Genomic DNA, 23,985 nt, shown 5'->3' with positions numbered 1-23,985 from the left:
CGGAAGGACTTGGGCTTCTGCATGCCCCATTCTGGTGGCCAGACCCATTGCTGTCACTGGGATCTGGGCAGATTTATGGGCGTCTGTGGAGAGCTCGGCCGCTGATCTACGCGCAACAGGCTCCTAGGCGCAGGCTGATGGCAGGAGCGGTGATCGGGTTGCTGGAGTGGTTGGATCAATCCGCACCGTGAGCCCCCGGGCTGCCTTTTGAATCCCCGACATGCAGAACGCATGCAGTTGGCGTAAGCTTATGGATCAAGTGATGCCCGGCCAACCTCCATGGCCTCCCTGCAGATTCGCGATCTTCCCGAGCCCTTGCATCAGCTCCTGCAGCGTCGGGCCCGGCAGCACAATCGCAGCCTGAGCCAGCAGGCTCTCACGGATCTTGAGGAGGCCTGCGGTGGGGATGCGCTGCAACGACGGCTGGAGGCCTTGGAGCGCATCTCCCGTCGCTGGAGTGAGCGGCCCTCGATTGAGTGGCCCCGTTCGCCGGAAGCCTTGATTCGTGAGGACCGCGAGCGCTGATGGCCCCAGCTTGTGTGATCGATGCTTCAGCGGTTGTGAGAATCATCACGGCCCACCCGGAAGCTCAGGTGTGCATCGAAGCGTTGGCCACCGCCTCCCTCGTGATCGCGCCGGAACTAATGCTTACTGAAGTGAGCAATGTGCTGTGGAAGCTGCAACGGGCTCAGGCTCTTGGGGGCATCGATCCCCAAGATCTGCTTCACGATGCCCGTGACCTGATCAATCATGTGGAGCCTGATCGCGTGCTTCAGGCCGAGGCCCTGGCGTTGGCCTGTCATCTGGATCATCCCGTGTATGACTGTCTCTATCTCGCCCTGGCACGGCGGGAAGCCGCCGTGCTGCTCACGGCTGATCGTCGTCTCCAACGCCTGGCCGAGCAAGTGCTTCCTTGAACCATGGTGGACCTGCCAACCATTCCGCAGGCTCCCCTGAAGCGACGTGATCAACCTTGAGCTCCATTCCCTGAGCCACTGGCGGTGAATCCAGCTGCCGCACGACTTTCGAGCTGGCTGAATCAATAGGACCCCATTAGCGTGATTTGATGCCCATTTCCACCCGTTCCACCTTCGCGAAGCTCCGCGAGGGTGTCCAGGAACGCTTTGAGGTGGCGCTCAGGGAGCGGGTACAGGCGAGCCTGGAGGCCACCCCACTGGAGCCCGGAGGGGGCGTCGAGGTCTTGCTGTTTGGCTCGAGGGCCCGTGGTGACTGGGACGGTTGTTCCGACACCGATCTGCTGGTGGTGGCTGATACCCAGGTGCAGGCTGATGGCGTGGCGGATGCCCTGCTGGACGCAGGGCTCGGTGCCGATGTGATCGCCCTCAGCCGCGGGCGCTGGCAGGCCATGGCCAGGGGCGATTCGCCCCATTGGCGCAGGATCTTCCGGGAGGCCCGTCCGTTGGTGGTCCACAGACCATGAACGCTCGCCCCCAGGCCTGGCTAAGTCAGGCGAACAATGATCTGGCGATGGCCCGTCTGGCCACGGACAACGGATTTCACGCCCAGGCCTGTTACTTCGCCGCCCAGGCGGCGGAGAAAGCACTCAAGGGTGCCCTGTTGGAACTGGGACGGGAGCCGCCGCATACTCATGTGCTTCCTGATCTGGTGGCGGCGCTTCGGGATCAGGGTGTGGACGTGGACGAGCTGGTGGAGTTACCCCTGAAAGCGCTCACGCGGATGACGATCACCAGCCGCAACCCGATCGACGCAACGCCGCCATCGGAGCTGTTCGAGAGCAGCGATGCGGTTCAGGCCCTGGCAACGGCAGGGGCGGTGATTGCGTTGCTGGAGCGGTTGGATCAACCCGCACCCTGACCGCCCGGAGTGGGGTGAGGTTGTTTCTGTTTTCGGTACTGATTACATCTGACCTGCGGTTCGCCACAGGCCCATGGAGTCACCGGTGTGGTTGTTGTCCAACCCTTTCCAGTGGCAGCCGATCGAAAACCGGCATCGATGCCGAACTCACGGATGGGTGGGCTTGGTGATCTCCCTTCTTGGCCCGTTGCCTAGGTGTGCTCGCCGATCTGGTGGAGCGGCATGGGGATGTGCAGCTTGGATTGAGCCGGCTCACCTGGCTTGAATGCCGCGTGGGTTTGATGCCTTCTTTGCAAGGCCTGATCTGCATTGGGTGGAACTCACCCGTTCGGTGGTGGAAGCCGCGACTGAGCTGAGGTTGAGCTACGGCCTGCGCACACCCGACGCCCTGCAGGCAGCCTGCTGTCAGCTGCTGGGACGAAACCAGGCATGGATGCTCACAGGAGATGCGGCGTTCCAGAGGCTGGAGGGGCTTGAGGTGCGGCTGCTGGCTTAATGGTGCCACGCTCTGCCGTGCCCATGGATCGACCCCGCGATCTGAGGCCTTCACCGTTCGTGAGCCAGGTTGGCGATCACAGAGAGGATGTCGAGATACGCTGCCTGATCGGCGCCGGCAGGCAGCGTCGCAGTCTTGCTGGAGCGATCCAAGTCAACCTCGCTACGCTGAAATCCTCAGCCGGCCTTCGGCGATGACGTTCACCACCAGCCCAGCCACCAGCCTCTCGTTTGATGCCCCGGCTCCGCTGCGGTTGCCTGCTGATCTGCCACTCACGCCTGAGCAGTTCGCGCTGGTGTGCTCCGAAAACCGTGAGGCGGTGCTGGAGCTGGCCGCCGATGGCCGCGTGATCTCGATGACCCCGACAGGAAGCGAAACCGGCGCCCGAAACTCCCGGCTGGTGATGCGCCTGCTCCTCTGGGCCGATCAGCACGGCGGCTGGAAGGTGTTCGACAGCTGTGCAGGCTTCCTCCTTCCCGATGGTTCGGTGCTCAGCCCCGACGCTTCCATGGTGCGCACGGAGCGCTGGGAGTCGCTCACCCCAAAGCAGCGCCGTGGCTTCGCGCCCCTCTGCCCCGATCTGGTGGTGGAGCTGGCCAGCCCCAGCGATCAGGGTCCCCGTGGCATCAGCGCCCTGCGGCGCAAGCTGGCCGCCTACCAGGCCAACGGCGCCCAGCTGGGCTGGTTGCTGCTACCCGAGGAGCAGGCCGTGGAGATCTGGCCAGCCCATGGTGAGATGCAGCGACTGGAGGGTGCCAGAGAACTTGATGGTGGCGATGGGCTGCCGGGGCTTCGCTTGAACCTCGCGGAGATCTGGCAGGCCTGAAGGACGGCAGCGCCGCCCCCACGTGCTCGAGGGCATCGCCCGCCGTCTAGATAGGCTAGATCGATCAGCTAGCCAGTCAGGTCCCCGTGAACCGTCCCGTCTGGACGCTCCAGGACGCCAAGAACCGTTTCAGTGCCGTCGTGGAGGCCGCCCTGGCTGGCACACCCCAGATGGTCACGCGCCGAGGGCGCCTGGTCAGTGTGGTGATCTCAGCCGATGCGTTCGAGCGGCTGAGCCGCCTGGAACAGGCGATGGCCCCCTCCTTGCCCGCCCTGCTGATGGAGATCCCCCAGGACGATGAAGCCTTTGAGCGGCTGGAGATCAACGCCCGCGAACTGGAATGTTCCTGATCGACACGATGGTGATCTCGGAACTCAGGCGCCGGGAGCGCCATCGCGGGGTGGTGTCGTGGTTGTCGGGCCAACGCAGCGAGGATCTCTTCCTGAGCGTGATCACCCTCGGCGAGATTGAGCGGGGCATCAGCAGGAAGCGTTCGCAGGATCCGGCCTTTGCCGCACGACTTTCGAGCTGGCTGGATGGATTGTTGCAGGCCTATGGGCAACGCATCCTCCCTGTTGACCTGGCCATCGCCCGGCGATGGGGAAGCTTGTCGGCCAAGCTGGGCCACGGCGGTGCTGACCTGATGATCGCGGCGACGGCCCTGGAGCGGCGCCTCACGGTGGTGACCCGAAATCTGGAGCACTTTCAGCCCACGGGTGTGGCCACCTTGAATCCCTGGCATCAGGACCCCATCAGCGTTGAATAATACCCATTTCCGCCCGTTCCACCTACGCGAAGCTCCGCGAGGGTGTCCAGGAACGCTTTGAGGTGGCGCTCAGGGAGCGGGTGCAGGCGAGCCTGGAGGCCACTCCTCTGGAGACGAGAGGGGGCGTCGAGGTCTTGCTGTCTGGCTCCAGGGCCCTTGGTGACTGATGTCCATCCGCCCCATGGGCGCAGGATCTTCCGGGAGGCCCGTCCGTTGGTGGTCCACAGGCCATGAACGCTCGCCCCTGAAAGCGCTCACGCGGATGACGATCACCAGCCGTTACCCGATCGACGCAACGCCGCCATCGGAGCTGTTCGAGAGCCGCGATGCGGTTGAGGCCCTGGCAACGGCAGGAGCGGTGATCGGGGTGTTGGAGAAGTTGGATCAACCCGTAGCCTGAGCGCCCGGGCAGGGAGTTTGGTTCGGCAGCTGTGGCTCAATCAGATGGGGCCTTGGGTGGGGTGAGGTTATGCCTTAACTCAGTAAGTACGCCCTCAACACGCTCTCGACTGGTGAGATCAAGTGCCTAGTTATGTCGTCGATTGATGGGTGACTACACCCAAAATCCATCCATCAAATCAGTTGAATCAGTCTTTTATTTATAAATCGTATTGAGCAAGAGTACTGCCGGGCAAATGATTGTCAAGGATATCGAGCCTCTAGATGCCGATAGAAGGTCGAGGCCTAGGCTAAGCGAGCTGCTTGAATGACAGACATGCTGGCACTCTCAATTCTTGACAACGCTGAGCGGATTGAGATAGAAGCTAGCCCGATATGTACAAGTTGTGGAGAGCAAAAACATTGAAAAATATTAGTAAAATATGCAACATTAGGAAACGAAAATAATTTGATGTAAGCCGTCAGCCTGCTGGAGTTTTTCTAATGGATCAAGATTACAATGGGCCTGATTTATTATCAAGTCTCACAATCTTAATACCCACCTGGGATCGACCGGCAGAGGTATCAAGCAGGCTGCAAGAGATAAATAAGTTTTTTGGCGCCAATACATGTGTTGTCGTTCAAGTTAATCCTGGACTGTATAACTCAGATGATATAGATGTGCCTGCGTCAATGGCAAACACGGCGATATTTGAAAATGCTGTTAATCACGGATTTGTTGTTAATATATTGCAAGGACTTGGCTCCGTTTCAACCGAATATGTCTGGATCCTTGGGGATGACGATCTCCTGAGGAGTGATGCATATGAGCTAATAAGTATGGCAATAGAGAAATGCAGTACATTCTCGGCTAGCGCTGCAATTTTTAATCATTTTTCTGAACCTTTTGATAGTAAGTGGTTTCATGTAAGAACTTTTCACAACTTTTCTGTTGTTTCTGGATTCTCTGATTGCCTATTTATATCAGCTAACATTTGGAAGGCGAAGTATCTACGGGAAAATCTAGAAATCCTAGTCGACTATTCCTTCACGCGAGTTTCGCAAGCAATTATTCATATCGTTTCACTATGTGAGAGTCGCAACTCATTGATGATATGTAGAGGAAAGTTGATCAACACACGGCCCGAAATTCGATGGAGTCGCTTGGACTATTTGGATCGAATACTGGCAATGTTTGCACATCCGGTGATACATAAAAATAAGATTCTCGTTGATTCATTTGTATGGCCTGGATGCTATTGGGCCTTTTGTTCTGCTCAGGAAGAAGTAGTGGTTGAACATTCATTGGGCTCCAATTGGTGGAATTTGGTGTTTAGGCACGTCAGCCACTCTTGCCAAGTGCAAGGCCCGCTCGTTGCTATGCTGAGGTTTTCTAGCCTGATTCTAGTGCGAATTGATGTTTATAAAAAAGTAATGATAATAAGAATGTCTCTGGGTTGGCTAAGAAGACGCATATTTACTGCAACTAGTATATTTACTGCATAATTTTTCTTGAATAGAGGGATAAAATAGCGGTTTTTTAAAAATATTTTGGTCGTGCACTGCAGCTGCAACAGCATAGACTACTTGCTCAGTAATCGTTGCCAAACTTAAGCACTGATTGAAGTGGCAATTGAAGGCTCCTGGGTAATGTTCAGCGTACTTTTCGAAGCGCAATGTGGGAAAAGTGCCGGTGATGCTGGTTTTTGGGTTGCCAGTGCTGTGTTGATTCAGCGAGATTCACGCAGTTGATAGGATAGCGGTACTTCGCGACCATAGGTGATGGAAGCAACTGACTTCTTCCAAAGACTAGAAGCAGAAAAGCTCGTCAGAGATCGTCTCACATTCCATCGCGAGTGAATTGTGCGCCCTGTCAGCGATGGCGGCGAAGAAGAAGAATGCCATAATGGCAAGCTTCTCGTGTCGGGATTGACCTGTGTCATCGAGTTCGACGGCCGCCACGATCGGCACCTTTTTCTCTGATCCGCGACCTGCCATGCTCGCATAGTATTTTCTGCCAAGGCAAGCATATTCCACCTTTGCTTTTCCCCACAGACGATTGATTTCCTCCCGCTTGCTCATCGCCTACATGATCTATTTCTAAACCAACTCTGCTGTGCAGCAGTTCACCCCGAGGTTGCGCATCAGGGCGAGATAAGAAATGCCGGTCTTGGCCTGTCCAATCAGTTAGAAAGCGAGGAACCAAGGTGGACAGCAGTAACTTGGTCGGCCCTTGGATGGTGCCGGCCGTCAAGGTGGCCTGATGGCGTCCGCTTCTCCATTGGTACCACTTTTTGAGCAGAGTACCGATAAGTCTTACTCCTTGCCCTCGCAACGGTAAAATGGGAACCACTTGGCCTGCGCGCCTGTTCCAGGCCGCAGGCTACCCGGCTATCTCGGCATCTGTAATGGGGCAACAGGTGCCATATGGCTCTTAGTAGCCTCAGCTCTCAGCAGTGCCTCCAGCGGCTGCTGATTGCTGAATAACCAGGTGAGAAAACACATCTAACCGTCATTGTCATTTCCACGCGGGTCTTTCCTCTCTTGAGCTTAGAGACCTTTATCACGATTCAGATCTTTTACTGCTCCCCTTGATTGACACTGTGGCAAACAATGCAATCCTGGAATCCACTGCATGTGGTGTTCCAGTCGTTGTGTCGGATGTTGGATCGGTGCGTGATTATGTGGATTCATCGGTAGGGGTTTTGGTGGAATCTGGATCACCTGAGGCTCATGCTTTTGCAGTGCTGAGTCTTCTTGATGACAGGCATTATCTTGCCGAGCTCGGAAAGAATTGCCGTGCTCATGCGGAAAGGCGATTTGGCTGGGATAAGACTGCTCTGCAAATCTCTGAGTTTATTCGGTAGAAAAGTTTATCGTATGGGCTTGAAATCGATCCTTTCACGCATCGCTCAGACTCTCGCTTCACATGCTGGATATCAGCTTCTGCGAAGCCCCAGTGGCCCATCAGACAGGCTGCTTCTCTCCTGCTACGGAACTCTGGAGGCCTCATCTGAGCCGATTTCAATTCGGTTGGGGCGCGCCGGCAAGGTGTTCAGTGCCTTGTATCTCCAGCAACTTCTACGCCGCTACACCATCGATCTCTGCATTGATGTAGGGGCCAATGAAGGGCAGTTCGTTGCCATGATGCGAGAGCTTAGTTATCGCCGTCAATTGGTTTCGATTGAGCCCATTCCCTGGCTGGCCCAGGAATTGCTCAGGCGCGCCAAGGATGCCCCCTGCTGGAATGTGATTGAAGGATTGGTGGACATCGATCCTGGAGAGCGTGAGTTCCACGTGTTTGGTAGTTCTGACTTTTCATCTCTTCACAGCCCGTCTCCGCTCGGGATGCGGGAATTTGGTGAGTTTCTATCGAGCCAGCAGTTGATTCGGGCCTACGCCCAGCGCTTGGACTCATGGCTTGAGCAGGAAGCGATACCCCTGCCTGAGCCTGGCCGTATCTTGTTGAAATCTGATACCCAAGGGAATGATCTGGAGGTGCTTCAAGGGGCTGGTGGAATTCTCAGCCTTGCTGCCATCGTGCTTGTGGAAGTTTCTTACGCACCGATCTACAGCACTGAAGCAAACGCAAACAAGATCGTCTCGTTTCTTGCCGATCAAGGATTCATCCTTGCTGGATTTTTCCCGATTGCCTTCACAAAAGATGGTCTCGGTTTGATTGAAGCGGATGCCTATTTCATTCGAGCTTAGGTTGGTGTCTGTGATCAGCTCATATGCCATGGCTTTTTCTCTGCTTCTCCACAAGGTTGTTAATATCGCTTGCTCATTAGATCTCATCGATTTGAGGCATTCTCCTGGAACGCCAGGATCGGCCTGCCGTCAAAGCTGATGAGGGTTGTTTTTATTAGCTTTGAGTTTCTTCCCTCATCCATGGGAGGAATCGGAACCTACGTCCACCATGCTTCTCGCATGTTGGCAGATGCGGGCCATGAGGTCACCGTGATCTGTTATGGCCAAGAGCCGATTCTTGGTCCCATTGATGGTGCATATGTCTATCCAGTTGACTGCGCAGACAGGCAAGGATTCCACAGAGCTGCCACTAAGGCTTTGACCACTCTTCTGGACAGCCAGTCGTTTGATGTTCTGGAGGTTCCCGATCTATACGCCGAAGGGCTCTCTGCTCTGTTTGAATTCCCTGCTCTCCCCAGTGTCATGCGCCTCCATACGCCCTTGGTGGTGAGCGCCTGGGTTGATGCGAGTACGTTGCCCTGGGTTGCGGTTGGCCTTCAGATTGTGCGGGTGGGTCTTTCCGAATTGATCCACGGACGCTATCCAGTTGTTGCCCTACGGATGGCCCGAGGACGATGGAATCCAAGCTCTTTCTACGATCCCTTGTTGGATCCTGAACGTCAAGCCGCGTTGCGGGCCACGCTCCTTGTGTCGCCCTCTGCAATGCTAGCGAGGAAGGTGGAGAAGATCTGGCACCTGCCTAGCCAAAGTGTTGAGGTTTCACCAAATCCATTGCGTCAGCATCTTCTGGATGAGGAAACCAACCAGCTTTTGCTTGAATCTGGCAAGACACCTAGCAGTGATCGCACCATTGAGGTGCTTTACTACGGAGGTTTGAAGACTTTAAAGGGGGTTGATGTGCTCGTAAGGGCGATGGCTCCTCTTCTGCGCCGTAACCCAAGGCTTAGGTTGACCCTAGCGGGCGGCTCATCTCCTTCTCCCCTGGCAAATATCAGCTTTTCCGATTTTCTTAGAGGAACCATCTGTCAGTGGCGAGAGATGCTGCCCTGGTTGGAGGCCAAGACAGCCAAGCTCGGGTCCGCTGTGAGGATCCTTCCGTGGCAGACCAGCGGGGAGATTCAGCAGCTGGTGGCAAAGGCCCATCTTTGTGTCTTTCCTAGCCGCTATGACAATTTTCCTGGAGCCTGTTTGGAAGCGATGGCGGTAGGCAAGGCCATCGTGGCTACCCGCAGTGGCGGCATGGCCGAGATGCTTCGTGATGGTCAAAGCGGCTTATTGGTGCCGCCTGGCCGTTATCGGCCTCTTCGAGCAGCCATTCAGCGCTTGATCAGTGATTCTAAGCTTCGCCAACAACTGGGCCATGCTGCACAGCAAAGATATGAGAGCTGTTATCGCTCGGACCGATTAATGAATCATCATGTGGCTCTTTATGAAAAAGCCATTGCGATGAAGCAAGCCCAGATGCCTCTCCATGCATTGTTTGATTCTCCCTGAACTTGTGGCAGTGAATCAATTTATGGTTAATCAAAACCTGTTGTGATTAGCATTGTTATTCCATGTTTTAATGCGTCCCGGTACCTGTCGCGTTTGGCGGAAACTATTGCCCACATTTCTCCTTTTGCCGGTGAGATCCTTCTGGTTGATGACTGCAGCACCGACGATAGCCATCAAAAGGCGGTGGCCCTTGGGCTTCCAATCATCCAAACCCCACGCAATTTGGGCCCTGGCGGGGCACGCAACTATGGCGTTGAGCGACTGAGTGGTGAATGGGTTCATTTTCTTGATGCGGATGATGTACTGTCGGCTGCCGTCTTGCGTAAGAGTCAAAGCTATCTCTGTACTTCTGTAGATGTTCTCTTGATTGGTGCCAGCTGGGTCGATGAACGCAGTGATGCTCTCCTCAGCGAATGGTCGTTCAGTCTGGAGGATATTGCCGAAGACCCCTTGCTCTATACCTTGACTTCACCCATTCCCACCTGCTGTTCTATTGTGCGTATTGATAAGTTTCGCGCCGTTGGTGGTTTCGATTCTTCTTGTCGTTGCTGGGAGGATGGCGACCTTCATCTTCGATTGGTCGCGCATGGAGCTCGGATAGCTGTTATGGATGATGTTCTGACGACGGCAATTCGCCATGATCGTGGTGCCTCTTCCAATCATTTGTACTGTCACCGTTGCCGCCTTGCGTTTCTAAAGCGTTACGCCCAGCAGCAACTGCCGATTGAACCTGCGGCCATGGCCAATGAGTTTTTGGCCATCGGCAATTTGCTTCTTGGGGAGCGCCGCTATGGCGAGGCCTTGGAAGCGTTCCAGTTGGCCCACCGTGCTCACCCCATTCAACCCAAATCAAACCGAGCATTGGTCCGCCGCCTTATGGCTTTTCTGCCACCCCCCTTGGCCATCATGCTGCAGCAGTGGCTGCGGCAGACGCTGGGGCAATACTTCAAAGTTCAGAAGTGATTTTACGCTTTCGAAATTGGCTATTTGCTCTTCGCAAGCGAATGGATTCCAGGATTCTCCAGCTGCGTTACCCGCAGGCCTCCTTTGATTCTGATGTTCGGATTGGACGCTGGGTGGTGCTGCGAACGCGCCAAGACTCCAAGACAGGATCCATCCGTGTGGGCAGAGGGTGCGACATCCAGGATGGCGCAAGATTGGAGACGTGGGGAGGCAGCATCGAATTGAAAGAAAACACCTTTGTTGGCCCCTACGTGGTGATTTATGGTCACGGTGGTGTACAGATTGGTCGAAACTGCCTGATCTCCATGCATTCCCGAGTTCTTTCTTCCAATCACACCATCCCTCCCATAGGCGTGTCCATCCGATCTCAGCCAGATGTGCTGCAACCCACTGTGATCGGCGATGATGTTTGGCTAGGAGCGGGTGTCACGGTGTTGGGGGGGGTGCACATTCACACAGGTGCCATTGTCGGCGCAGGAGCCGTCGTAACCCATGACTTACCTGCCCACGCCATCGCTGTTGGTGTGCCTGCTCGTGTGGTCCGTTATCGCCCTGGTGCTGTCGTTGATGCATCGGGGCCATGGCGATGAAGCCCCTGGCGGTATCGGTCGTCATCCCGACCCATAATCCCCATCCCCTCCGCTTTGGGCAGGTCCTCAAGGCACTCCGCCAGCAAACGTTGCCGCTGGAGCAGTGGGAACTGGTGATTGTTGATAATGCCTCTTCAACACCCATCGAGCTGTCAGCGGATCAGGCGAACGACCAGCCCTTTTTGAAACTCATCCGCGAACCACGGCTTGGACTCACCACTGCCCGTTGGCGGGGCATCTCAGAAGCTTCTGCAGGGTTGATCGTTCTTGTGGATGACGACAACGTGCTTGATCCCTCCTATCTCGAGGAGGTGTGCCGTGCCTTTGATCGTTGTCCGAAGCTGGGGGCCGCTGGAGGGAAGGCCCTGCCTGCCTATGAAGTGTCACCACCTCCATGGTTTGAGGAGGGGGCGGCTCCCCTGGGATGTCGGGATCTGGGGAACGAGGAACAAATCATGGACGGCAGCCACTATGCACGCCAACCGGCTTATCCACCGTTTGCACCCATCGGTGCGGGGATGGCATTACGCAGGTCGGCTGTTGACAGCTGGTTGGCCACGGCGTTGGAGTCACCCGTGACGGATCGTCGCGGCAATTCGCTGAGTTCTGCAGGAGATTGCGATCTGGTGTTGCACGTGCTGGAGAGCGGCTGGTCCGTTGGCTATGTCCCTTCCCTCTCGCTGACCCACCTGATGGCTGCTGGTCGTGTCGATCCTGGGTATCTGGAGGCCATTTCTCGAGCGGCCTACCGTGATTTCATTCGGGTGCTCGATCTCCACGGTCTACGGCCCTGGAGCGCCATTCCAGGCTGGTCGATTCCCCTTCGGGCTCTGAAGGCCTGGTTCAGCTACAGGGTCTGGAGCGGCCCCAGGGAACGCCTGCGTTGGCAGTCAGCCATCGGCCAGTACGAGGGCAGGGCTTCGTTGCTCAGGCGCTGAACGGTGAGCGCACGCACCTTGCTGAGCGACCTCAAAACGGCCCTCTACCGCAAGCCCAAGGACGAACTGCGCCGTCTGCGCCGTTGGGGCCCCCACGCCTACCTGCGCCTCGGTGCCTGGCAGGCACGCATGGAGACGGCGGCCCATCGGCTGCCGCCCTTGGTGGCCACGGATCCGGGGGCTCCCCCTCTGGAGGTGTGGTACCTCACCGGGGCGCGCTTCTGGTACCAGACGGCGTTCTGCGCCTGGACCCTCGCCCGCTGGAGCGGCCGCCGGCTGGTGCTCAACCTGGCCGATGACGGCAGCCTCAGCATTGCCCAGGAGCAGGCGCTGCGGCGCTTGTTTACCCTTGGCAAGACCATCTGGCGGCACACCAGTAGCGAGCAGTTCCAGCATCTGTTGCCGGAGCCTCGCTACCCCACCCTGCACGCCCGCTGGCACGACTACATCAACCTGCACAAGCTCACCGCCATTCATCTGGGCAGCAGCGGCCCAAAGCTTTTGCTCGATTCAGACATGCTCTTTTTCGCCCGGCCAAACGCTTTGCTCAGCTGGTGGGATGGGACGTTGACGTCAGCGGCGGCCGGGGAACCGGTGCAGCCGTGCCTGATGGTGGATTGCGAGGAGGCCTACGGCTATTCGCCAGAGCTGATGCGGGAGCTGGCGGGGGTGCCGATTCCACCACTGCTGAATGTGGGGGTTTGCGGGCTCTCCAGCGAGACGCTGGACTGGGATGAGCTGGAGAGCTGGTGCCACACCCTTAGGGAATGCGAAGGCACCAGCTACTACCTGGAGCAGGCCCTGGTGGCGATGCTGGCGGCCCGGCTTTCCCCCAACGTGCTGCCTCGGGAGCAGTACATCACCTTCCCCAGCCGCCCCCAGACCCTGGCGCGGCTGGGGGTGCTGCAGCACTACGTGGCTGATAGCAAGCCCTGGTACTTCCGGGAGGCTTGGAGGTTGGCGAGCCGCTGATGGTTCATCAGAACACCCTGGTGTCTGTCTGCATGCCCTGCCGCAACGCAGGGCCCTATGTGGCGGCAGCGATTGATTCGGTGCTGCAGCAGAGCTGGAGGCAGTTGGAGTTGATCGTGGTCAATGATGGTTCCACCGATCACAGCCTGGCGCGGATCCGTTTGTTCAGTGATCCGCGTCTGCGGATTCTTTCAGGCCGCTACGGCTCAGCCGCCCGCGCCCGCAATGTTGCCTTTGCCGCTTCCCAGGGCAGCTACATCATCTTTTTTGATGCCGATGATCTCTTGTCGCCCTCAGCGCTCGAGGCCCTGCTGAATCGCCTGGCTGGCCGTAGCGATGCGGTGGCCATGGCGAGCTGGGGGCGCTTTTTTCGCGACGACCCTGCCAGCTTTCAGCCCAATCCCCAAAGCGTATGGCGTGACATGCAGGCTACGGATTGGTTGGTGGAAGCTTGGCGTGATGCCCAGCCGATGACCCAGCCCGGCATGTTTTTGATCCCGAGAACCCTGCTCGAGCTGGCGGGCGGTTGGGATGAATCGCTCTCGTTGATCGATGATTTTGAATTCTTTGCCCGTGTGCTCTGTCATGCCGAGGAGGTGCGCTTCACTCCTAGTGCTTGCCTCTACTACCGCTCGGGCATTCCCGGCAGCCTCTCATCCTGCAAAACTCAGGTTGCCGCTGAATCTGCCTTCAACTCGATTCTCAGGGGAACTGGCCACCTGCTCATCCGCCGTTCTGATGTCGAAGCCAGATTGTCGTGCGCAAACGTTATGCAGAACTTTTTATACACCTTCTATCCGGAGTATCCCGGCCTGCGTGCCGCCATGAGCATACAGATAGCCAAGCTGGGCGGCAGTCATTTGCCCCCGCCTGGCGGCCCATGGTTCCAGCATGTCCGGCGCCTGTTCGGCTGGAAAGCAGCCCGACGTCTACAGAAGTTCACCTCTAAGTACCGCTTCCAATGAAGCTTCCTGATTCTATTATTGCCGAATCCAAAAGAATATTAGACGTTGGGGGATGGTTTAAGCCAGCATCAATAGCTTCTCATGTTATAGACTTAATGCCGTGGGAGACTAGGGGTGCAAGGCTGTGTGCTGAACAGCAAGCTGATGAAAACTTTTCAAAAGAAACATGGTTCCAAGCCAATTTCTTGGATCCAAATTTTCGTATGCCATTTGAGGATGACTTCTTTGACCTGGTTTTGTGTGGCCATACAATTGAGGATCTGATCAACCCCAGGCCGGTGCTCAATGAAATGACCAGGGTCGGAAAAGCGGGAGTTATTGAATGCCCTTCTCGCCTTGCAGAGCAAACAATCGGCATCTCAGACCGGATGAGTAAAATTGTTGGTTATCAGCATCATCATTGGATTGTCGATGTAACGGCTGAGCAGCTTTATCTTTACTCGAAAGATTCCAGTAAACTTGAGAGTAGCTCGCAAATACCTTTTCGAGTCTCGGAGCGCATGTTCCGAAATGGTCATAAACAAAGCAGCCAGTACTACTGGAAAGGCTCAATCAACTCTTGTATGTATGACCAAGTTGATCTATGTTCAAGTGTTGCTCAAGAGTATGCGGCGCAGGTTGAATTCGAGCTTTGGGACAGGACAACCGATTCTCTCGTGAGGCTGCTTCGACGAGCCAAGTATAATGGTAAGGTTGATTCTGACTGGTGGGAGAAAATTGTAGAGATCTCAAGACCTTATTCATCCATTGAGATTTAGGTCATCACTTGGCAGGCACTTCACGCATGAGTCAATTTCATTTCTCTCTAGAGCAGCCCGCTATAACTTGGCTAGTAAGTATAGGTTTCATCGGTGGTAATGCGCATCGCCCTCACCGCTGATCCTGAGCTGCCGGTGCCGCCCCGGCTCTATGGCGGCATCGAGCGCATCATCGATCTGTTGGCCCGCGAACTCACCCATCGGGGCCATGCAGTCACCCTGTTCGCCCATCCCGATTCGCACACCGCCGCCGAGCTGGTGCCCTGGCCGGGGCGTTCCAGCCGTTCCCGCGCAGACACCCTGCTCAATGCCTCCACCCTTGCGGCGGCTGTGCTGCGGGGCCGTTTTGATCTGGTGCATTCCTTTTCGCGTATCGCCTACCTGCTGCCACTGCTGCCCCTGCCGATTCCCAAGCTGATGAGCTACCAGCGGCCGATCAGCCGCCGCCCGGTGCAGCTGGCCCATCGGCTCTCCCACGGCACACTGACCCTCACCGCCATCAGCCTCTGGATGCTGCAGCCGGTGGCCGACATCGGCCGCTGGCATCTGGTGCCCAACGGCGTGGAGCTTGCCACCTATCCCTTTGTTGCCGATCCCGGCCCCAAGGCGCCGTTGGTGTTCCTAGGCCGTATGGAGGCGATCAAGGGGCCCCACCTTGCGATCGAGGTGGCCAGGCGCGCCGGCCTGCCATTGGTGCTAGCTGGCAATGTGCCGGCTGAGCACCAGGGTTGGTTCGAAGCCACGATCGCCCCGCAACTCGACAGCCAGATCACCTACATCGGCCCCGTTGACGACGTCCAGAAGGCCCAGCTCCTGGGCTCCGCTCGGGCATTGCTGATGCCGATCCTCTGGGATGAACCCTTCGGCATCGTGATGGCCGAGGCGATGGCCTGCGGCACGCCGGTGCTCGGTTTCCCCCGTGGGTCGGTGCCCGAGGTGGTGGAGCACGGCGTCTGCGGTTTCGTGCTGGAGGGCGTGGAGGCCCTCTCCGAGGCGGTTGGCCAGCTGGAGCCCCGCCACCGCCAGGCCAGCCGTGAGCGGGTGGAGCAGTTTTACTCAGCCGAAGCGGTGGCCCAGGGGTATCTGGATGTCTACGGCCAGATGCTGAATGGTGTGGCGATGGCCCAGCGAGGCCAGCCGTGAAGGCCGCCGTCGCCCACCTGAACCCGGCGCCTTTTACCCAGCAGGTGGCGCGGGCTTTTGATGAGCGCGGCGCCCTGGCTGCCTTCTTCTGCACGCTGGTGGATCAGCCTGAAGCCCCCTGGCAGCGCCTGGCCACGGGCCTGGCTGGCGCCGTGGGCGTGGATCTGGGCCGGGATCTCGCCCGCCGCGCGGTAACGGAGGTGCCGGTCGAGCGCGTGCGCAGCCATGGCCGCCGCGAGCTGCTACGCATGGCCCAGGTGCGGTTGCTGGGGGATCCAGTGCTGGGCGATCGGATCTTCCACTGGGCGCGCGATGGCTTCGAAGCCTGGGTGGCGGGCCAGCTGGAGGAACTCCAGCGCGATGGCCTGGAACTTATTTATGGCTATGAATACGGATCGCTCCAGATCTTCAGAGAGGCCAAGCGCTTGGGGATTCGCACCGTCTACGATCTGCCTTCGCCGGAGCACGATTTCGTTGAGCGGCTGCTCGCCCCCGAGTATGAGCGCTTTCCTGAGCTGATCACCCCCTACCGCCGCCACATCGCCGCACGTCAGGCGGAGCGCACCGAACGCCGGCACCGGGAGTGGGAGCTTTCCGATCTGGTGATCGCCAACTCCAGCTTTACGGCTAACAGCTGGCAGGCCGCCGGCTGGGTTGACAAGCCAGTAGCCGTAGTGCCCTATGGAGCCCCCCCACTGATCGCCCAGCCTGTGGAGCGGCCAACCGATGGCCCGCTGCGGCTGGTTTGGGCAGGCACCTTCTCAATCCGAAAGGGAGCCCATCTGCTGGTGGAAGCATTAGTGGCGCTTGCCGCTTCGGCTGATCACCTAGTGGTGGAGGTCTATGGCGCCCAGGCTCTGCCCCAAGCCATGCTGGATCGTGCGCCGAAATCGCTGCGCTTCTGTGGCAGCATCCCCCGGTCTGAACTCCTTGAGTACATGGCAAAGGCTGATGCCCTGATCTTTCCCACCCTTTGCGATGGCTTTGGGTTGGTGGTCAATGAAGCCCTCTCATGTGGCCTCCCAGTAATAACAACTGATCGAGCCGGTGCCGCTGACCTGATAACGACAGGTGTGAATGGTTTCCTCATCGAAGCTGGCAGCTGCGAAGCTATTGCAGATGTGATTTACTCCGTTCTTACCAATCGCAGCCAGCTCCAGGCTATGCGAGCAGCTGCATTGATATCAGCTGCTTCATGGCAGTGGAGTGACTATCGCAAGAGCATTTCAAAAGCTGTGCAGGGCTGGATCGCTTTAGCTGATTCATCATGAGGATGATTATCAAAGCGTTAAATGTAGGCTTCTTAATGAATGCCACAAAATGCTGCTTTACTTGCCTGATTGGCTGCAACGGATAGACTCATGAAGAGCGATAGCCTCAATGACTGTTTTACGAGAATGTATTTGCAACACTAACTTAGATTTCATGACTCTCTCCTTGCGAAGAATATGGCTGTTAGGATCTTTTAAGATATTGAATAAGCCTGAAATCGCTTTCGCATGAGATTGGAATCTGTTTCGGGATTGGTGGGAAGTGTGCTTGACAAGCTTTCAAGTATGAAAGATAATACCAAATATTTTCGGTCCAATGCAATGTCGGCTACAGATCCGCCAATTCCAGTAAGATATCATTTTTACTTTTCTATCTAGCACCAAAAATGGCTTATTAAACCATAAAAAATGAAGTTAGTACCCTGCCACCCTGAGGGCAATCTCAAATACTTGCCATCACCCGTCAGCAAAGTTCGTGGATGGCCTTGGTCCGAGCAATCCTCAGCATATAACAATAAAACAAACAAACTACTGCCAGCTATAGCTGTAATAATGCCATCGTACAATCAGGGATGCTATATTGAAGAATCAATACGATCTGTGCTTCTTCAAAATTATCCCAGGCTTTTTTTTGCTGTCATTGATGGGGGATCCTCTGATGAAACCACAGAAGTTTTAAATAGGTATAAACCATGGCTGTCTCACATTCGAATCGGCCCAGATGACGGTCAATCAGCGGCCATTAATGAGGGCTTTGATCTTTTTCTTTCCAGATATCACTCAGCATCAGCTTTGCTTGGCTGGCTCAATTCAGATGATATTTATCTGCCAAATGCACTAAATTATGTTGCGACCTGCTTCCAGCGTAGGAAATATAGTTTAGTTTATGCAGATAGTGTTTTAATGAATTCCGAAGGAACTAAGATAAGCTATCACTTGAATCCTTTGATTAGAGATCGATATCTTAAGGATGGCGGCCTTCTTGCATCCCATGCAACTTTCTGGTCAGCATCTATTCATCAACCGCTTGATGAAAGATACCAGTGTGCCATGGATTATGAGTTGTGGCTTCGTATCGTGCCCCAATCTAACAGACGTTATATTCCTCGCCCAATCGGAGCAGTAAGAATTCACTCTAATGCTAAGTCTTACTCTTCTAGATGGGCAGACTCATGGCAGAGTGATGCTGCTCTAAATGGCATTCTGTACCCTTGGCTTTTTAGCCCGAAACCCTTAGTTGATCTCGAACGTAAGTTTCTAGAATCACTGCATAAGCTCTCTTCAAAGAATCGAATAAGAAAGGCTCTTTATGAACTAAAAATTGCTAGCAGGCGATGGAATTGACATTCAAAATACTTATTAAGTTGAATGATGTGCTTATAGATATACTCATGTACCATTTATGAGAGCCTTGTGTTTTGCTAAACCACCATTGATCTATTCATGGACTGGGTCAAGGCTCCCCTCCAATTGTATTTGGTTGATAAAGTATTCTGCCTTACTAAATCCAGAGACTGAGGTTATTTTACTGATTGATAAGTATTCTGGGCTTAAAAAGCCATTGCATCCAAGAGTGTCTGTACGAAAGATAAATATTGACCAGTATGAGAAGTATCACGATTGGCAGGGTCTACCTTCTGACACTTTTTGGAGGCATACCGCCTTGCGTTTATCGATCCTAGCCGATTTTACAATTCAGAATGGCATAAACTCTTTTTATCATGCTGAAGTCGACAATGTTGTGTTTGACCTTGATAATCTTCACGAGTGCCTAGACTTATTAGGTCAAGGAATCTTTGCGCCTAGAGATTCTCTTAATAGAGCGCTTGCTAGCTTTGTTTACATAAACAAGCCGTCTGTCCTGTACGAAGTGTTTAAGTTTTTTTTGCCCCCATTTAATGCATCAAATGAAATGGAAGCGCTTGGTCTTATGGCTCAGAATAGTAGACATTTTTTCAGCCTTCCTACGGAATCATTTTCGATCAGTAGAGATATGTGGAACCAGATCTCTCCACAATATACTCGAGGCATATTTGATGCGGCAGCGATAGGGCAATATCTGCTAGGCATCGATCCTCGTAATTGTCCCTTACAAGTCAAGCGCAATGGTTTTAAAAATGAAAACTGCCTTATAGATTGGAGCAAGTATAATTTTATTGCAGATTACGATTCTCTTTCAATGCTAGATTTGGCTACTTTGAGTACATATAAGTGTTATAATCTTCACGTGCATTCTAAAAGGTTTAAGCTTGCGACAAATATTTTGCGTGGAAATCACAGATTAGTCGAACGCTTAAATAATGGGAGAGCAATTATTATTGGCTCTCGGATTATGGTCATTATGGGTGGACCAATGCGATTCCTGATGAAGCTTTTACGATTCGGTATACGCTATCTTGATCGCTTAACCTTTTTTATGTCTAAGAATTGCTAGGCGGGCAGTCATAACGCTAGATTTGCTCATTTTAGCTAAACGCTTTTTGGAGTATTACAATGAACTCGCTAACGATCTGTGTTCTAGCAAGAAGCCATTCACGCCTCAAGGAATATATTCCACTTATCACTAGAAATATCGCAATTCAAAGGTCTCTTTATGGATCATCAGTTCAGCGTAATCGTATGATTAGGCATATTATTTTTTGTGAGACCTCTATGTTAATATGGCATAAGATGTTGATACAGCTCTTCTCGCTTCCAATGAGACTAGATTTTAGGACAGTTGATCATCTTTTTAAATGGAAGGAGCAATCAAGGACAAGCAAATACTGCTGGGCAACGAAACTTTCAAGGGCAGCTTCGTATGGTTATAGGTGCATGTGTTCTTTCTGGTTTTATGATTTTTTAGCTGAAACGAAAGGCTGCAGATATGTTGCGCGTATCGATGATGATTGCCTTATAGAGTCTTGCCCATGGGATGAAATTCTCGAGGAACTCGATTCAGAGAAATCAGCATTTATATGTTCTTCATTAGGTCCAAGAGACGATTCGGATGTCACGATCGGGCTCAGTGAGTTTGTGGATGACTTCTGCTCCGATAATGATGGCTTGCGAAAACCAAGTTACAACATGAATCCATACACCAATGTAATGATTATAAATCGAACACACTTTGCGCAGGACAGCCTTTTTCATGAATTCGCATCTCGTGTTATTGATTCTGGCTGTATTCACATAAATCGCTGGGGAGACCTTCCATTGTGGGGCGCTTATTTATCTATACAGCCAAGCCCCATTCTGCTAAATGTTAGAAGAGATATTCGATATTTTCATGGATCTCATGACTATCCTGTAAATCTTGAAAAGAGTCACAGCTTAATTCCATTGTCTTTTGGCCTAATTCTTCTTTTCGGAATTTCATATGTTGAGGCTCTGTATCTTAAAGCTTTGGCTCTTGTATTGGCCTTTAGGTCTCAGATTGTTTCATGATTAGTATGATAGCCTTTTTGCCTTAAGGCCCATCGCTGGCAAAAGTTATTGGCGTGCAGAGAGAGCTTATCATGAAGGCAGTGGCTCTGCTTTATTCTGTTCCTAAAAGATATCCCTGGTGATAAAAGTAAAGATTAATTGTTTAAGATATTTATGGCGATGCCGTGAACGACTCTAGCAATCCTTGTGGCTGTAATCTGTGAAAATTTGCCTGATTAGCCCCGGCCATCTCAGCAGCAATCCGCGGCTGATCAAAGAGGCCGATGCTCTCGCGGGTGCTGGTTACCGAGTTCTGGTGATAATTGGGCACTCCTTCCCACCTTATGCCAATGAGATCCTTTCCTACTCGCAACGCTCTTGGCAAGTGGTAGCCAGAGTAAGGTTCGGTTCCTTGGCCCCGTGGTTGATACGTTGGTATCAGCGTCTACGTCAAGAGCTTGCGAAGGTGCTTTACCGCCTAGAGATCGAACCTCAGACCTTGGTTTTACGCGCTTGGCATCCGGCCTGTCCCGAACTCATTCGTGCAGCCCAGAGTGTTCACGCTGACCTCTATATAGCCCACTACCCGGCGGCCCTCCCTGCAGCGGCGCTGGCTGCCCGGGCCCATGGGGCCTGCTATGCCTTTGATGCCGAAGATTTTCATCTTGGTGATTTTCCTGAAGAGCCAGCCTACGACATCCAACGGCAGTTGTTGCACCGGCTCGAAGCTCGCTATCTGCCTGGCTGCACGTTCATCACCGCTTCTTCACAGGGCATTGCAACGGCTTACGCTAATACTTACGGAATTACGCTGCCAGTAGTGCTGCGAAACGTTTCTCCCTTAGCCCACGCTCCTGAGGGCCCTACCCCAAGGGGCAATGCAATACCGGGTCCCTCGCTCTATTGGTTCTCCCAGACCATTGGCCCCGATCGCGGCTTGGAGTGTGCTGTTCGCTCTATTGCTCTGGCTGAGTGTCGGCCTCACCTCTATCTTCGGGGCTTTATCAGTGATGGCTACCGCCAGCGCCTGGCCTCTTTGGCGCGTGCTGAGGATGTGGAGGATCGGGTCCACCTCCTCCCGCCTGCCCCGCCGCCGCAGATGGAGCGGCTGGCTGCCTCCTACGACCTGGGCCTGGTGGCCGAAACTGGAGCCACCCCCAATCACCGCATTGCCCTCGCCAACAAGCTTTTTACTTATGTACTGGCCGGGGTTCCGGCTCTGATCAGCGACATCCCCGCCCATCGGAGCTATGCCGAGTCCGCAGGGGAGTCGGTGCGGCTGTTCGCCACGGAGAATCCCCGCTCCCTGGCCTCCGCCATCGACGCTATCTGGGGAGACGAGGGCGCCCCCTTGGCGCAGGCCAGGCTGGCGGCGTTTCGACTGGGGCAAGAACGGTTGAACTGGGAGCTGGAGCAGGCTCGCCTGCTCGATGCGGTGGAGGATGCCCTGGCTCCAGGAGCCGCTGAAGGTGCGAAGACTCACCCGTGAGCGCCCCCCGGCCTGATGACGACGCCAACCAGGGCGCCAACCGTTCCTACGCCGAGGGCTACCGGGCGCGGCTGGCGGCTGAACCGATCAAGCACCGGCTGCGCGCGGCCCTGTTCCGGGTGCAGTGCTGGCGCTACCGCCGCCAGCTCGCTGCCCTCAAGCGCCAGAAGTCATTGGACTGGGTTGGCGGGATGGTCGACGTGCCCGCCCTCCTGCAGCCGCCCCCTTACCGCTACGGCGCCCTGCGGGGCCCCTGGATCGAGTCGTACTTCTTCGAGCACTGGCTGCGAAACGGAGCCCGATCGGCGGCCACCTACCTGCCGATCTTCTTCGATCCCTTCTTCTTTCAGGTCCAGTCCCACAAATACACGCCCTCCCGGTTCGAGCGCACCCAGCGGGCCCTGAAGGAGACGCTGGCAGGTCTGGATCCCAGCAAGCCCTACTTCACGGTGCTGGGCATGTATGACTTTCCAATCTGGGACTGGCATGCCTTCCCATGCAATGTCGTGGTGTTCAGTGCGAATGGAGGAGGCGACCTGCCGATTCCCCTCCTTCCTGGCTCCATCTCGAGACCTGCCAAAGGCGAGCGTGACATCGCCGTTTCGTTTTTCGGATCTCTTGAAGGGCCAAGCGACTTCAACCAGGTGCGCTCCAGGATGCATGCGGCACTCAAGGATCTCGCCTTCTTCGGCAGGGGGCCCCACTGGCGTGATGGGATGGCCCGCTCCACCTTTTCGCTCTGTCCCCGGGGCCTCGGGCGTGCCAGCTTCCGTCTCTACGAAGCGATGGCCCTGGGCTCGATCCCCATCTACATCTGGGACGACCGCGAATGGCTTCCCTTCCAGGACCGCCTTGATTGGAGTGAATTCGCCATCAGCCTGCCGATCGATGCCATGGATGAACTGCCGGATCGGCTGGCGGCGCTCTCCCCCGAGCACATCCGCGCCATGCAGCGCCGCCTGGTGGAGGTCGTGCCGGCCTACTTCACCATGGAGGCCACCTGCCGGGAGATTGTCGAGCGAAGCAATTGCCTACGCACCGTTGCCGATGCTGAGGCGATCACCCGTGAACGGGTCTTTTCTTGAGCTTCTGACCATCGCCATTCCCCTGTGCTGACCCGCCTGAGCTGCAAGCTCCGCTTCGCTCTCTCCAAGCTCCCCTTCCTTCCAGTCGTCTACACGCTGCGTTGGCGGAACGAGCTGTTCACCCGCCTGGTGTGGACCAAGGTGATGCCCTTCTTCGATGCGTCTAAGGGTCTGCTCAACCATGACCTCTGGGGTTGGGATGTCAACGAGCTGCGCTTCCTGTGGCGCTTCGTGAGACCGGGGATGACCGTGCTCGATGTGGGCGCCCACCATGGGCTCTATGCCCTGGTCGCCGCCCGCAGGAGTGGTCCGAACGGGCGAGTGGTGGCCTTCGAACCGAACCCTTCCGATGCCCGGCGCCTCCGTTGGCATGCCTGCCTCAATGGCCTTGGTCGCCTCCGCGTCGAGCCCCTGGCCCTGGCCGACCGCTCCGGAGAGGTGACCTTCCACGTGCCCGTCAGCGGTGTGCGCACCACGGCCAGCCTGCGCCGCCCGAACGATTCGCGGAGCCGCTTCAAGGCGATTCAGGTGCGGCTCGACACCCTCGACCATGTGGTCGCTGCTGCTCGTATCGAGCAAATCGATCTGATCAAGCTGGATGTTGAGGGGGCTGAAATGCAGTTTCTCGATGGTGCTACCGACACCATCCGGAGATTTCGCCCCCTGTTAATCATCGAATCGATTGATGATGTCTGCAAGGAATGGGGGCACGATGGCCGCCAATTGCTGTTGAGAGTGCAGAATGATTTGGGCTACCGTCTGTTCTCATTCACCGATGAGGGTTATTTGTTGTTCCACGAGGTTGGTGAGGTCTATCCGCTGATCAGCCGATGCAACTACCTAGCCTGTCCGGTGGATGATCTTGGCCGAATCGGGAATTTTGTGTTTATATAAAATTA

General features: G+C 55.2%; 27 protein-coding genes and 1 pseudogene. 27 read left to right on the top strand and 1 reads right to left on the bottom strand.

The features are described 5' to 3' along the window. The first annotated feature begins 279 nt into the window (after positions 1-279). The 10 genes from KBZ13_RS05125 (at position 280) to KBZ13_RS05080 (ending at position 5,808) form a co-directional block, all read left to right on the top strand. Positions 280-525: a FitA-like ribbon-helix-helix domain-containing protein gene (locus tag KBZ13_RS05125; RefSeq protein WP_255007099.1), complete on the top strand. Its 246-nt coding sequence runs from the start codon at positions 280-282 to the stop codon at positions 523-525. After that, the gene (locus tag KBZ13_RS05120; protein WP_255007098.1) at positions 525-917 is read left to right on the top strand and encodes a type II toxin-antitoxin system VapC family toxin; all 393 of its coding nucleotides are present in this window, start codon (positions 525-527) and stop codon (positions 915-917) included. The genes KBZ13_RS05125 and KBZ13_RS05120 overlap by 1 nt, the downstream gene beginning before the upstream one ends. A 149-nt stretch (positions 918-1,066) precedes the next feature. After that, on the top strand, positions 1,067-1,441 hold the full coding sequence (locus tag KBZ13_RS05115) for a nucleotidyltransferase domain-containing protein (RefSeq protein WP_255007097.1): 375 nt from the start codon (positions 1,067-1,069) through the stop codon (positions 1,439-1,441). Beyond that, positions 1,438-1,836, top strand: coding sequence for a HEPN domain-containing protein (locus tag KBZ13_RS05110; protein WP_255007096.1), 399 nt, complete (start codon positions 1,438-1,440; stop codon positions 1,834-1,836). The genes KBZ13_RS05115 and KBZ13_RS05110 overlap by 4 nt, the downstream gene beginning before the upstream one ends. Positions 1,837-2,101: 265 nt before the next feature. Then, positions 2,102-2,332, top strand: coding sequence for a type II toxin-antitoxin system VapC family toxin (locus KBZ13_RS05105; RefSeq protein WP_255007095.1), 231 nt, complete (start codon positions 2,102-2,104; stop codon positions 2,330-2,332). 193 nt (positions 2,333-2,525) lie between these two features. Continuing rightward, on the top strand, positions 2,526-3,158 hold the full coding sequence (locus tag KBZ13_RS05100; protein WP_255007094.1) for a Uma2 family endonuclease: 633 nt from the start codon (positions 2,526-2,528) through the stop codon (positions 3,156-3,158). Positions 3,159-3,244: 86 nt separating this feature from the next. Further along, the gene (locus tag KBZ13_RS05095; RefSeq protein ID WP_255007092.1) at positions 3,245-3,508 is read left to right on the top strand and encodes a type II toxin-antitoxin system Phd/YefM family antitoxin; all 264 of its coding nucleotides are present in this window, start codon (positions 3,245-3,247) and stop codon (positions 3,506-3,508) included. A gap of 8 nt (positions 3,509-3,516) precedes the next feature. Then, positions 3,517-3,924: a type II toxin-antitoxin system VapC family toxin gene (locus KBZ13_RS05090; protein ID WP_255007091.1), complete on the top strand. Its 408-nt coding sequence runs from the start codon at positions 3,517-3,519 to the stop codon at positions 3,922-3,924. Between the two features lie 262 nt (positions 3,925-4,186). Continuing rightward, entirely contained in the window at positions 4,187-4,324 is a 138-nt protein-coding gene (locus KBZ13_RS05085; protein ID WP_255007089.1) for a hypothetical protein, read from the top strand. Between the two features lie 482 nt (positions 4,325-4,806). Beyond that, entirely contained in the window at positions 4,807-5,808 is a 1,002-nt protein-coding gene (locus KBZ13_RS05080; RefSeq protein ID WP_255007087.1) for a glycosyltransferase family 2 protein, read from the top strand. Positions 5,809-6,111: 303 nt separating this feature from the next. Here KBZ13_RS05080 and KBZ13_RS05075 read toward each other — a convergent pair whose 3' ends face one another. Next, complete coding sequence (locus tag KBZ13_RS05075) at positions 6,112-6,384, bottom strand: hypothetical protein (RefSeq protein WP_255007085.1); 273 nt, start codon at positions 6,382-6,384, stop codon at positions 6,112-6,114. Between the two features lie 485 nt (positions 6,385-6,869). Between KBZ13_RS05075 and KBZ13_RS15785 the strand changes: the two are divergent. The 17 genes and pseudogenes from KBZ13_RS15785 to KBZ13_RS04995 form a co-directional block, all read left to right on the top strand. Continuing rightward, a pseudogene (locus KBZ13_RS15785) lies at positions 6,870-7,169 on the top strand (glycosyltransferase); the annotation flags it as partial. Beyond that, positions 7,063-8,013 (top strand): FkbM family methyltransferase, encoded by a 951-nt coding sequence (locus KBZ13_RS05070; RefSeq protein ID WP_255007083.1) that lies wholly within the window; start codon positions 7,063-7,065, stop codon positions 8,011-8,013. The pseudogene KBZ13_RS15785 and the gene KBZ13_RS05070, both read left to right, overlap by 107 nt. 138 nt (positions 8,014-8,151) lie before the next feature. Beyond that, complete coding sequence (locus KBZ13_RS05065; protein ID WP_255007081.1) at positions 8,152-9,507, top strand: glycosyltransferase family 4 protein; 1,356 nt, start codon at positions 8,152-8,154, stop codon at positions 9,505-9,507. Between the two features lie 42 nt (positions 9,508-9,549). Then, entirely contained in the window at positions 9,550-10,470 is a 921-nt protein-coding gene (locus KBZ13_RS05060) for a glycosyltransferase family 2 protein (RefSeq protein ID WP_255007079.1), read from the top strand. Positions 10,471-10,691: 221 nt separating this feature from the next. Beyond that, positions 10,692-11,060 carry an acyltransferase gene (locus KBZ13_RS05055; RefSeq protein WP_255007077.1) on the top strand — a complete coding sequence of 123 codons (369 nt, stop codon included), beginning with the start codon at positions 10,692-10,694 and terminating at the stop codon, positions 11,058-11,060. Beyond that, positions 11,051-11,998 carry a glycosyltransferase gene (locus tag KBZ13_RS05050; RefSeq protein ID WP_255007075.1) on the top strand — a complete coding sequence of 316 codons (948 nt, stop codon included), beginning with the start codon at positions 11,051-11,053 and terminating at the stop codon, positions 11,996-11,998. The genes KBZ13_RS05055 and KBZ13_RS05050 overlap by 10 nt, the downstream gene beginning before the upstream one ends. 3 nt (positions 11,999-12,001) lie before the next feature. After that, a complete protein-coding gene (locus KBZ13_RS05045) occupies positions 12,002-12,970 on the top strand; it encodes a hypothetical protein (RefSeq protein WP_255007073.1) in 969 nt (322 codons plus the stop codon). Beyond that, a complete protein-coding gene (locus KBZ13_RS05040) occupies positions 12,949-13,935 on the top strand; it encodes a glycosyltransferase family 2 protein (protein WP_255007072.1) in 987 nt (328 codons plus the stop codon). Before KBZ13_RS05045 ends, KBZ13_RS05040 begins: the two co-directional genes overlap by 22 nt. Beyond that, on the top strand, positions 13,932-14,693 hold the full coding sequence (locus KBZ13_RS05035) for a class I SAM-dependent methyltransferase (protein ID WP_255007070.1): 762 nt from the start codon (positions 13,932-13,934) through the stop codon (positions 14,691-14,693). Before KBZ13_RS05040 ends, KBZ13_RS05035 begins: the two co-directional genes overlap by 4 nt. Before the next feature lie 99 nt (positions 14,694-14,792). After that, positions 14,793-15,836 (top strand): glycosyltransferase family 4 protein, encoded by a 1,044-nt coding sequence (locus KBZ13_RS05030; protein WP_255007139.1) that lies wholly within the window; start codon positions 14,793-14,795, stop codon positions 15,834-15,836. Further along, positions 15,833-17,107: a glycosyltransferase family 4 protein gene (locus KBZ13_RS05025; RefSeq protein ID WP_255007068.1), complete on the top strand. Its 1,275-nt coding sequence runs from the start codon at positions 15,833-15,835 to the stop codon at positions 17,105-17,107. Before KBZ13_RS05030 ends, KBZ13_RS05025 begins: the two co-directional genes overlap by 4 nt. Positions 17,108-17,557: 450 nt before the next feature. After that, the gene (locus tag KBZ13_RS05020) at positions 17,558-18,451 is read left to right on the top strand and encodes a glycosyltransferase (RefSeq protein WP_255007066.1); all 894 of its coding nucleotides are present in this window, start codon (positions 17,558-17,560) and stop codon (positions 18,449-18,451) included. Between the two features lie 136 nt (positions 18,452-18,587). Beyond that, on the top strand, positions 18,588-19,541 hold the full coding sequence (locus KBZ13_RS05015; protein WP_255007064.1) for a hypothetical protein: 954 nt from the start codon (positions 18,588-18,590) through the stop codon (positions 19,539-19,541). 380 nt (positions 19,542-19,921) lie between these two features. Continuing rightward, a complete protein-coding gene (locus KBZ13_RS05010; protein ID WP_255007063.1) occupies positions 19,922-20,533 on the top strand; it encodes a hypothetical protein in 612 nt (203 codons plus the stop codon). A 1,033-nt stretch (positions 20,534-21,566) separates the two neighbouring features. Continuing rightward, a complete protein-coding gene (locus tag KBZ13_RS05005; RefSeq protein ID WP_255007061.1) occupies positions 21,567-22,001 on the top strand; it encodes a glycosyltransferase in 435 nt (144 codons plus the stop codon). After that, positions 21,998-23,086 carry an exostosin family protein gene (locus KBZ13_RS15715; RefSeq protein WP_255007059.1) on the top strand — a complete coding sequence of 363 codons (1,089 nt, stop codon included), beginning with the start codon at positions 21,998-22,000 and terminating at the stop codon, positions 23,084-23,086. Before KBZ13_RS05005 ends, KBZ13_RS15715 begins: the two co-directional genes overlap by 4 nt. 144 nt (positions 23,087-23,230) lie before the next feature. Next, entirely contained in the window at positions 23,231-23,980 is a 750-nt protein-coding gene (locus KBZ13_RS04995; RefSeq protein ID WP_255007058.1) for an FkbM family methyltransferase, read from the top strand. Positions 23,981-23,985: the final 5 nt, after the last annotated feature.

The organism is Cyanobium sp. ATX 6F1, assembly GCF_024346315.1.
Classification (GTDB): domain Bacteria; phylum Cyanobacteriota; class Cyanobacteriia; order PCC-6307; family Cyanobiaceae; genus ATX-6F1.
Note: the sequence above shows the minus strand (reverse complement) of the source record. Positions and strands in the feature narration are given on the sequence as shown.

Bases quoted from the DNA above. Each gene is read 5' to 3' on its own strand.
- KBZ13_RS05010 (WP_255007063.1), top strand. From the start codon at position 19,922: ATGTGTTCTTTCTGGTTTTATGATTTTTTAGCTGAAACGAAAGGCTGC.
- KBZ13_RS05080 (WP_255007087.1), top strand. From the start codon at position 4,807: ATGGATCAAGATTACAATGGGCCTGATTTATTATCAAGTCTCACAATC.
- KBZ13_RS05110 (WP_255007096.1), top strand. From the start codon at position 1,438: ATGAACGCTCGCCCCCAGGCCTGGCTAAGTCAGGCGAACAATGATCTG.
- KBZ13_RS05070 (WP_255007083.1), top strand. From the start codon at position 7,063: ATGACAGGCATTATCTTGCCGAGCTCGGAAAGAATTGCCGTGCTCATG.
- KBZ13_RS05030 (WP_255007139.1), top strand. From the start codon at position 14,793: ATGCGCATCGCCCTCACCGCTGATCCTGAGCTGCCGGTGCCGCCCCGG.
- KBZ13_RS05085 (WP_255007089.1), top strand. From the start codon at position 4,187: ATGACGATCACCAGCCGTTACCCGATCGACGCAACGCCGCCATCGGAG.
- KBZ13_RS05105 (WP_255007095.1), top strand. From the start codon at position 2,102: ATGCCGCGTGGGTTTGATGCCTTCTTTGCAAGGCCTGATCTGCATTGG.
- KBZ13_RS05115 (WP_255007097.1), top strand. From the start codon at position 1,067: ATGCCCATTTCCACCCGTTCCACCTTCGCGAAGCTCCGCGAGGGTGTC.
- KBZ13_RS05065 (WP_255007081.1), top strand. From the start codon at position 8,152: ATGAGGGTTGTTTTTATTAGCTTTGAGTTTCTTCCCTCATCCATGGGA.
- KBZ13_RS04995 (WP_255007058.1), top strand. From the start codon at position 23,231: ATGCCCTTCTTCGATGCGTCTAAGGGTCTGCTCAACCATGACCTCTGG.
- KBZ13_RS05100 (WP_255007094.1), top strand. From the start codon at position 2,526: ATGACGTTCACCACCAGCCCAGCCACCAGCCTCTCGTTTGATGCCCCG.
- KBZ13_RS05035 (WP_255007070.1), top strand. From the start codon at position 13,932: ATGAAGCTTCCTGATTCTATTATTGCCGAATCCAAAAGAATATTAGAC.
- KBZ13_RS05120 (WP_255007098.1), top strand. From the start codon at position 525: ATGGCCCCAGCTTGTGTGATCGATGCTTCAGCGGTTGTGAGAATCATC.
- KBZ13_RS05090 (WP_255007091.1), top strand. From the start codon at position 3,517: ATGGTGATCTCGGAACTCAGGCGCCGGGAGCGCCATCGCGGGGTGGTG.
- KBZ13_RS05050 (WP_255007075.1), top strand. From the start codon at position 11,051: ATGGCGATGAAGCCCCTGGCGGTATCGGTCGTCATCCCGACCCATAAT.
- KBZ13_RS05075 (WP_255007085.1), bottom strand. From the start codon at position 6,384: ATGAGCAAGCGGGAGGAAATCAATCGTCTGTGGGGAAAAGCAAAGGTG.
- KBZ13_RS05125 (WP_255007099.1), top strand. From the start codon at position 280: ATGGCCTCCCTGCAGATTCGCGATCTTCCCGAGCCCTTGCATCAGCTC.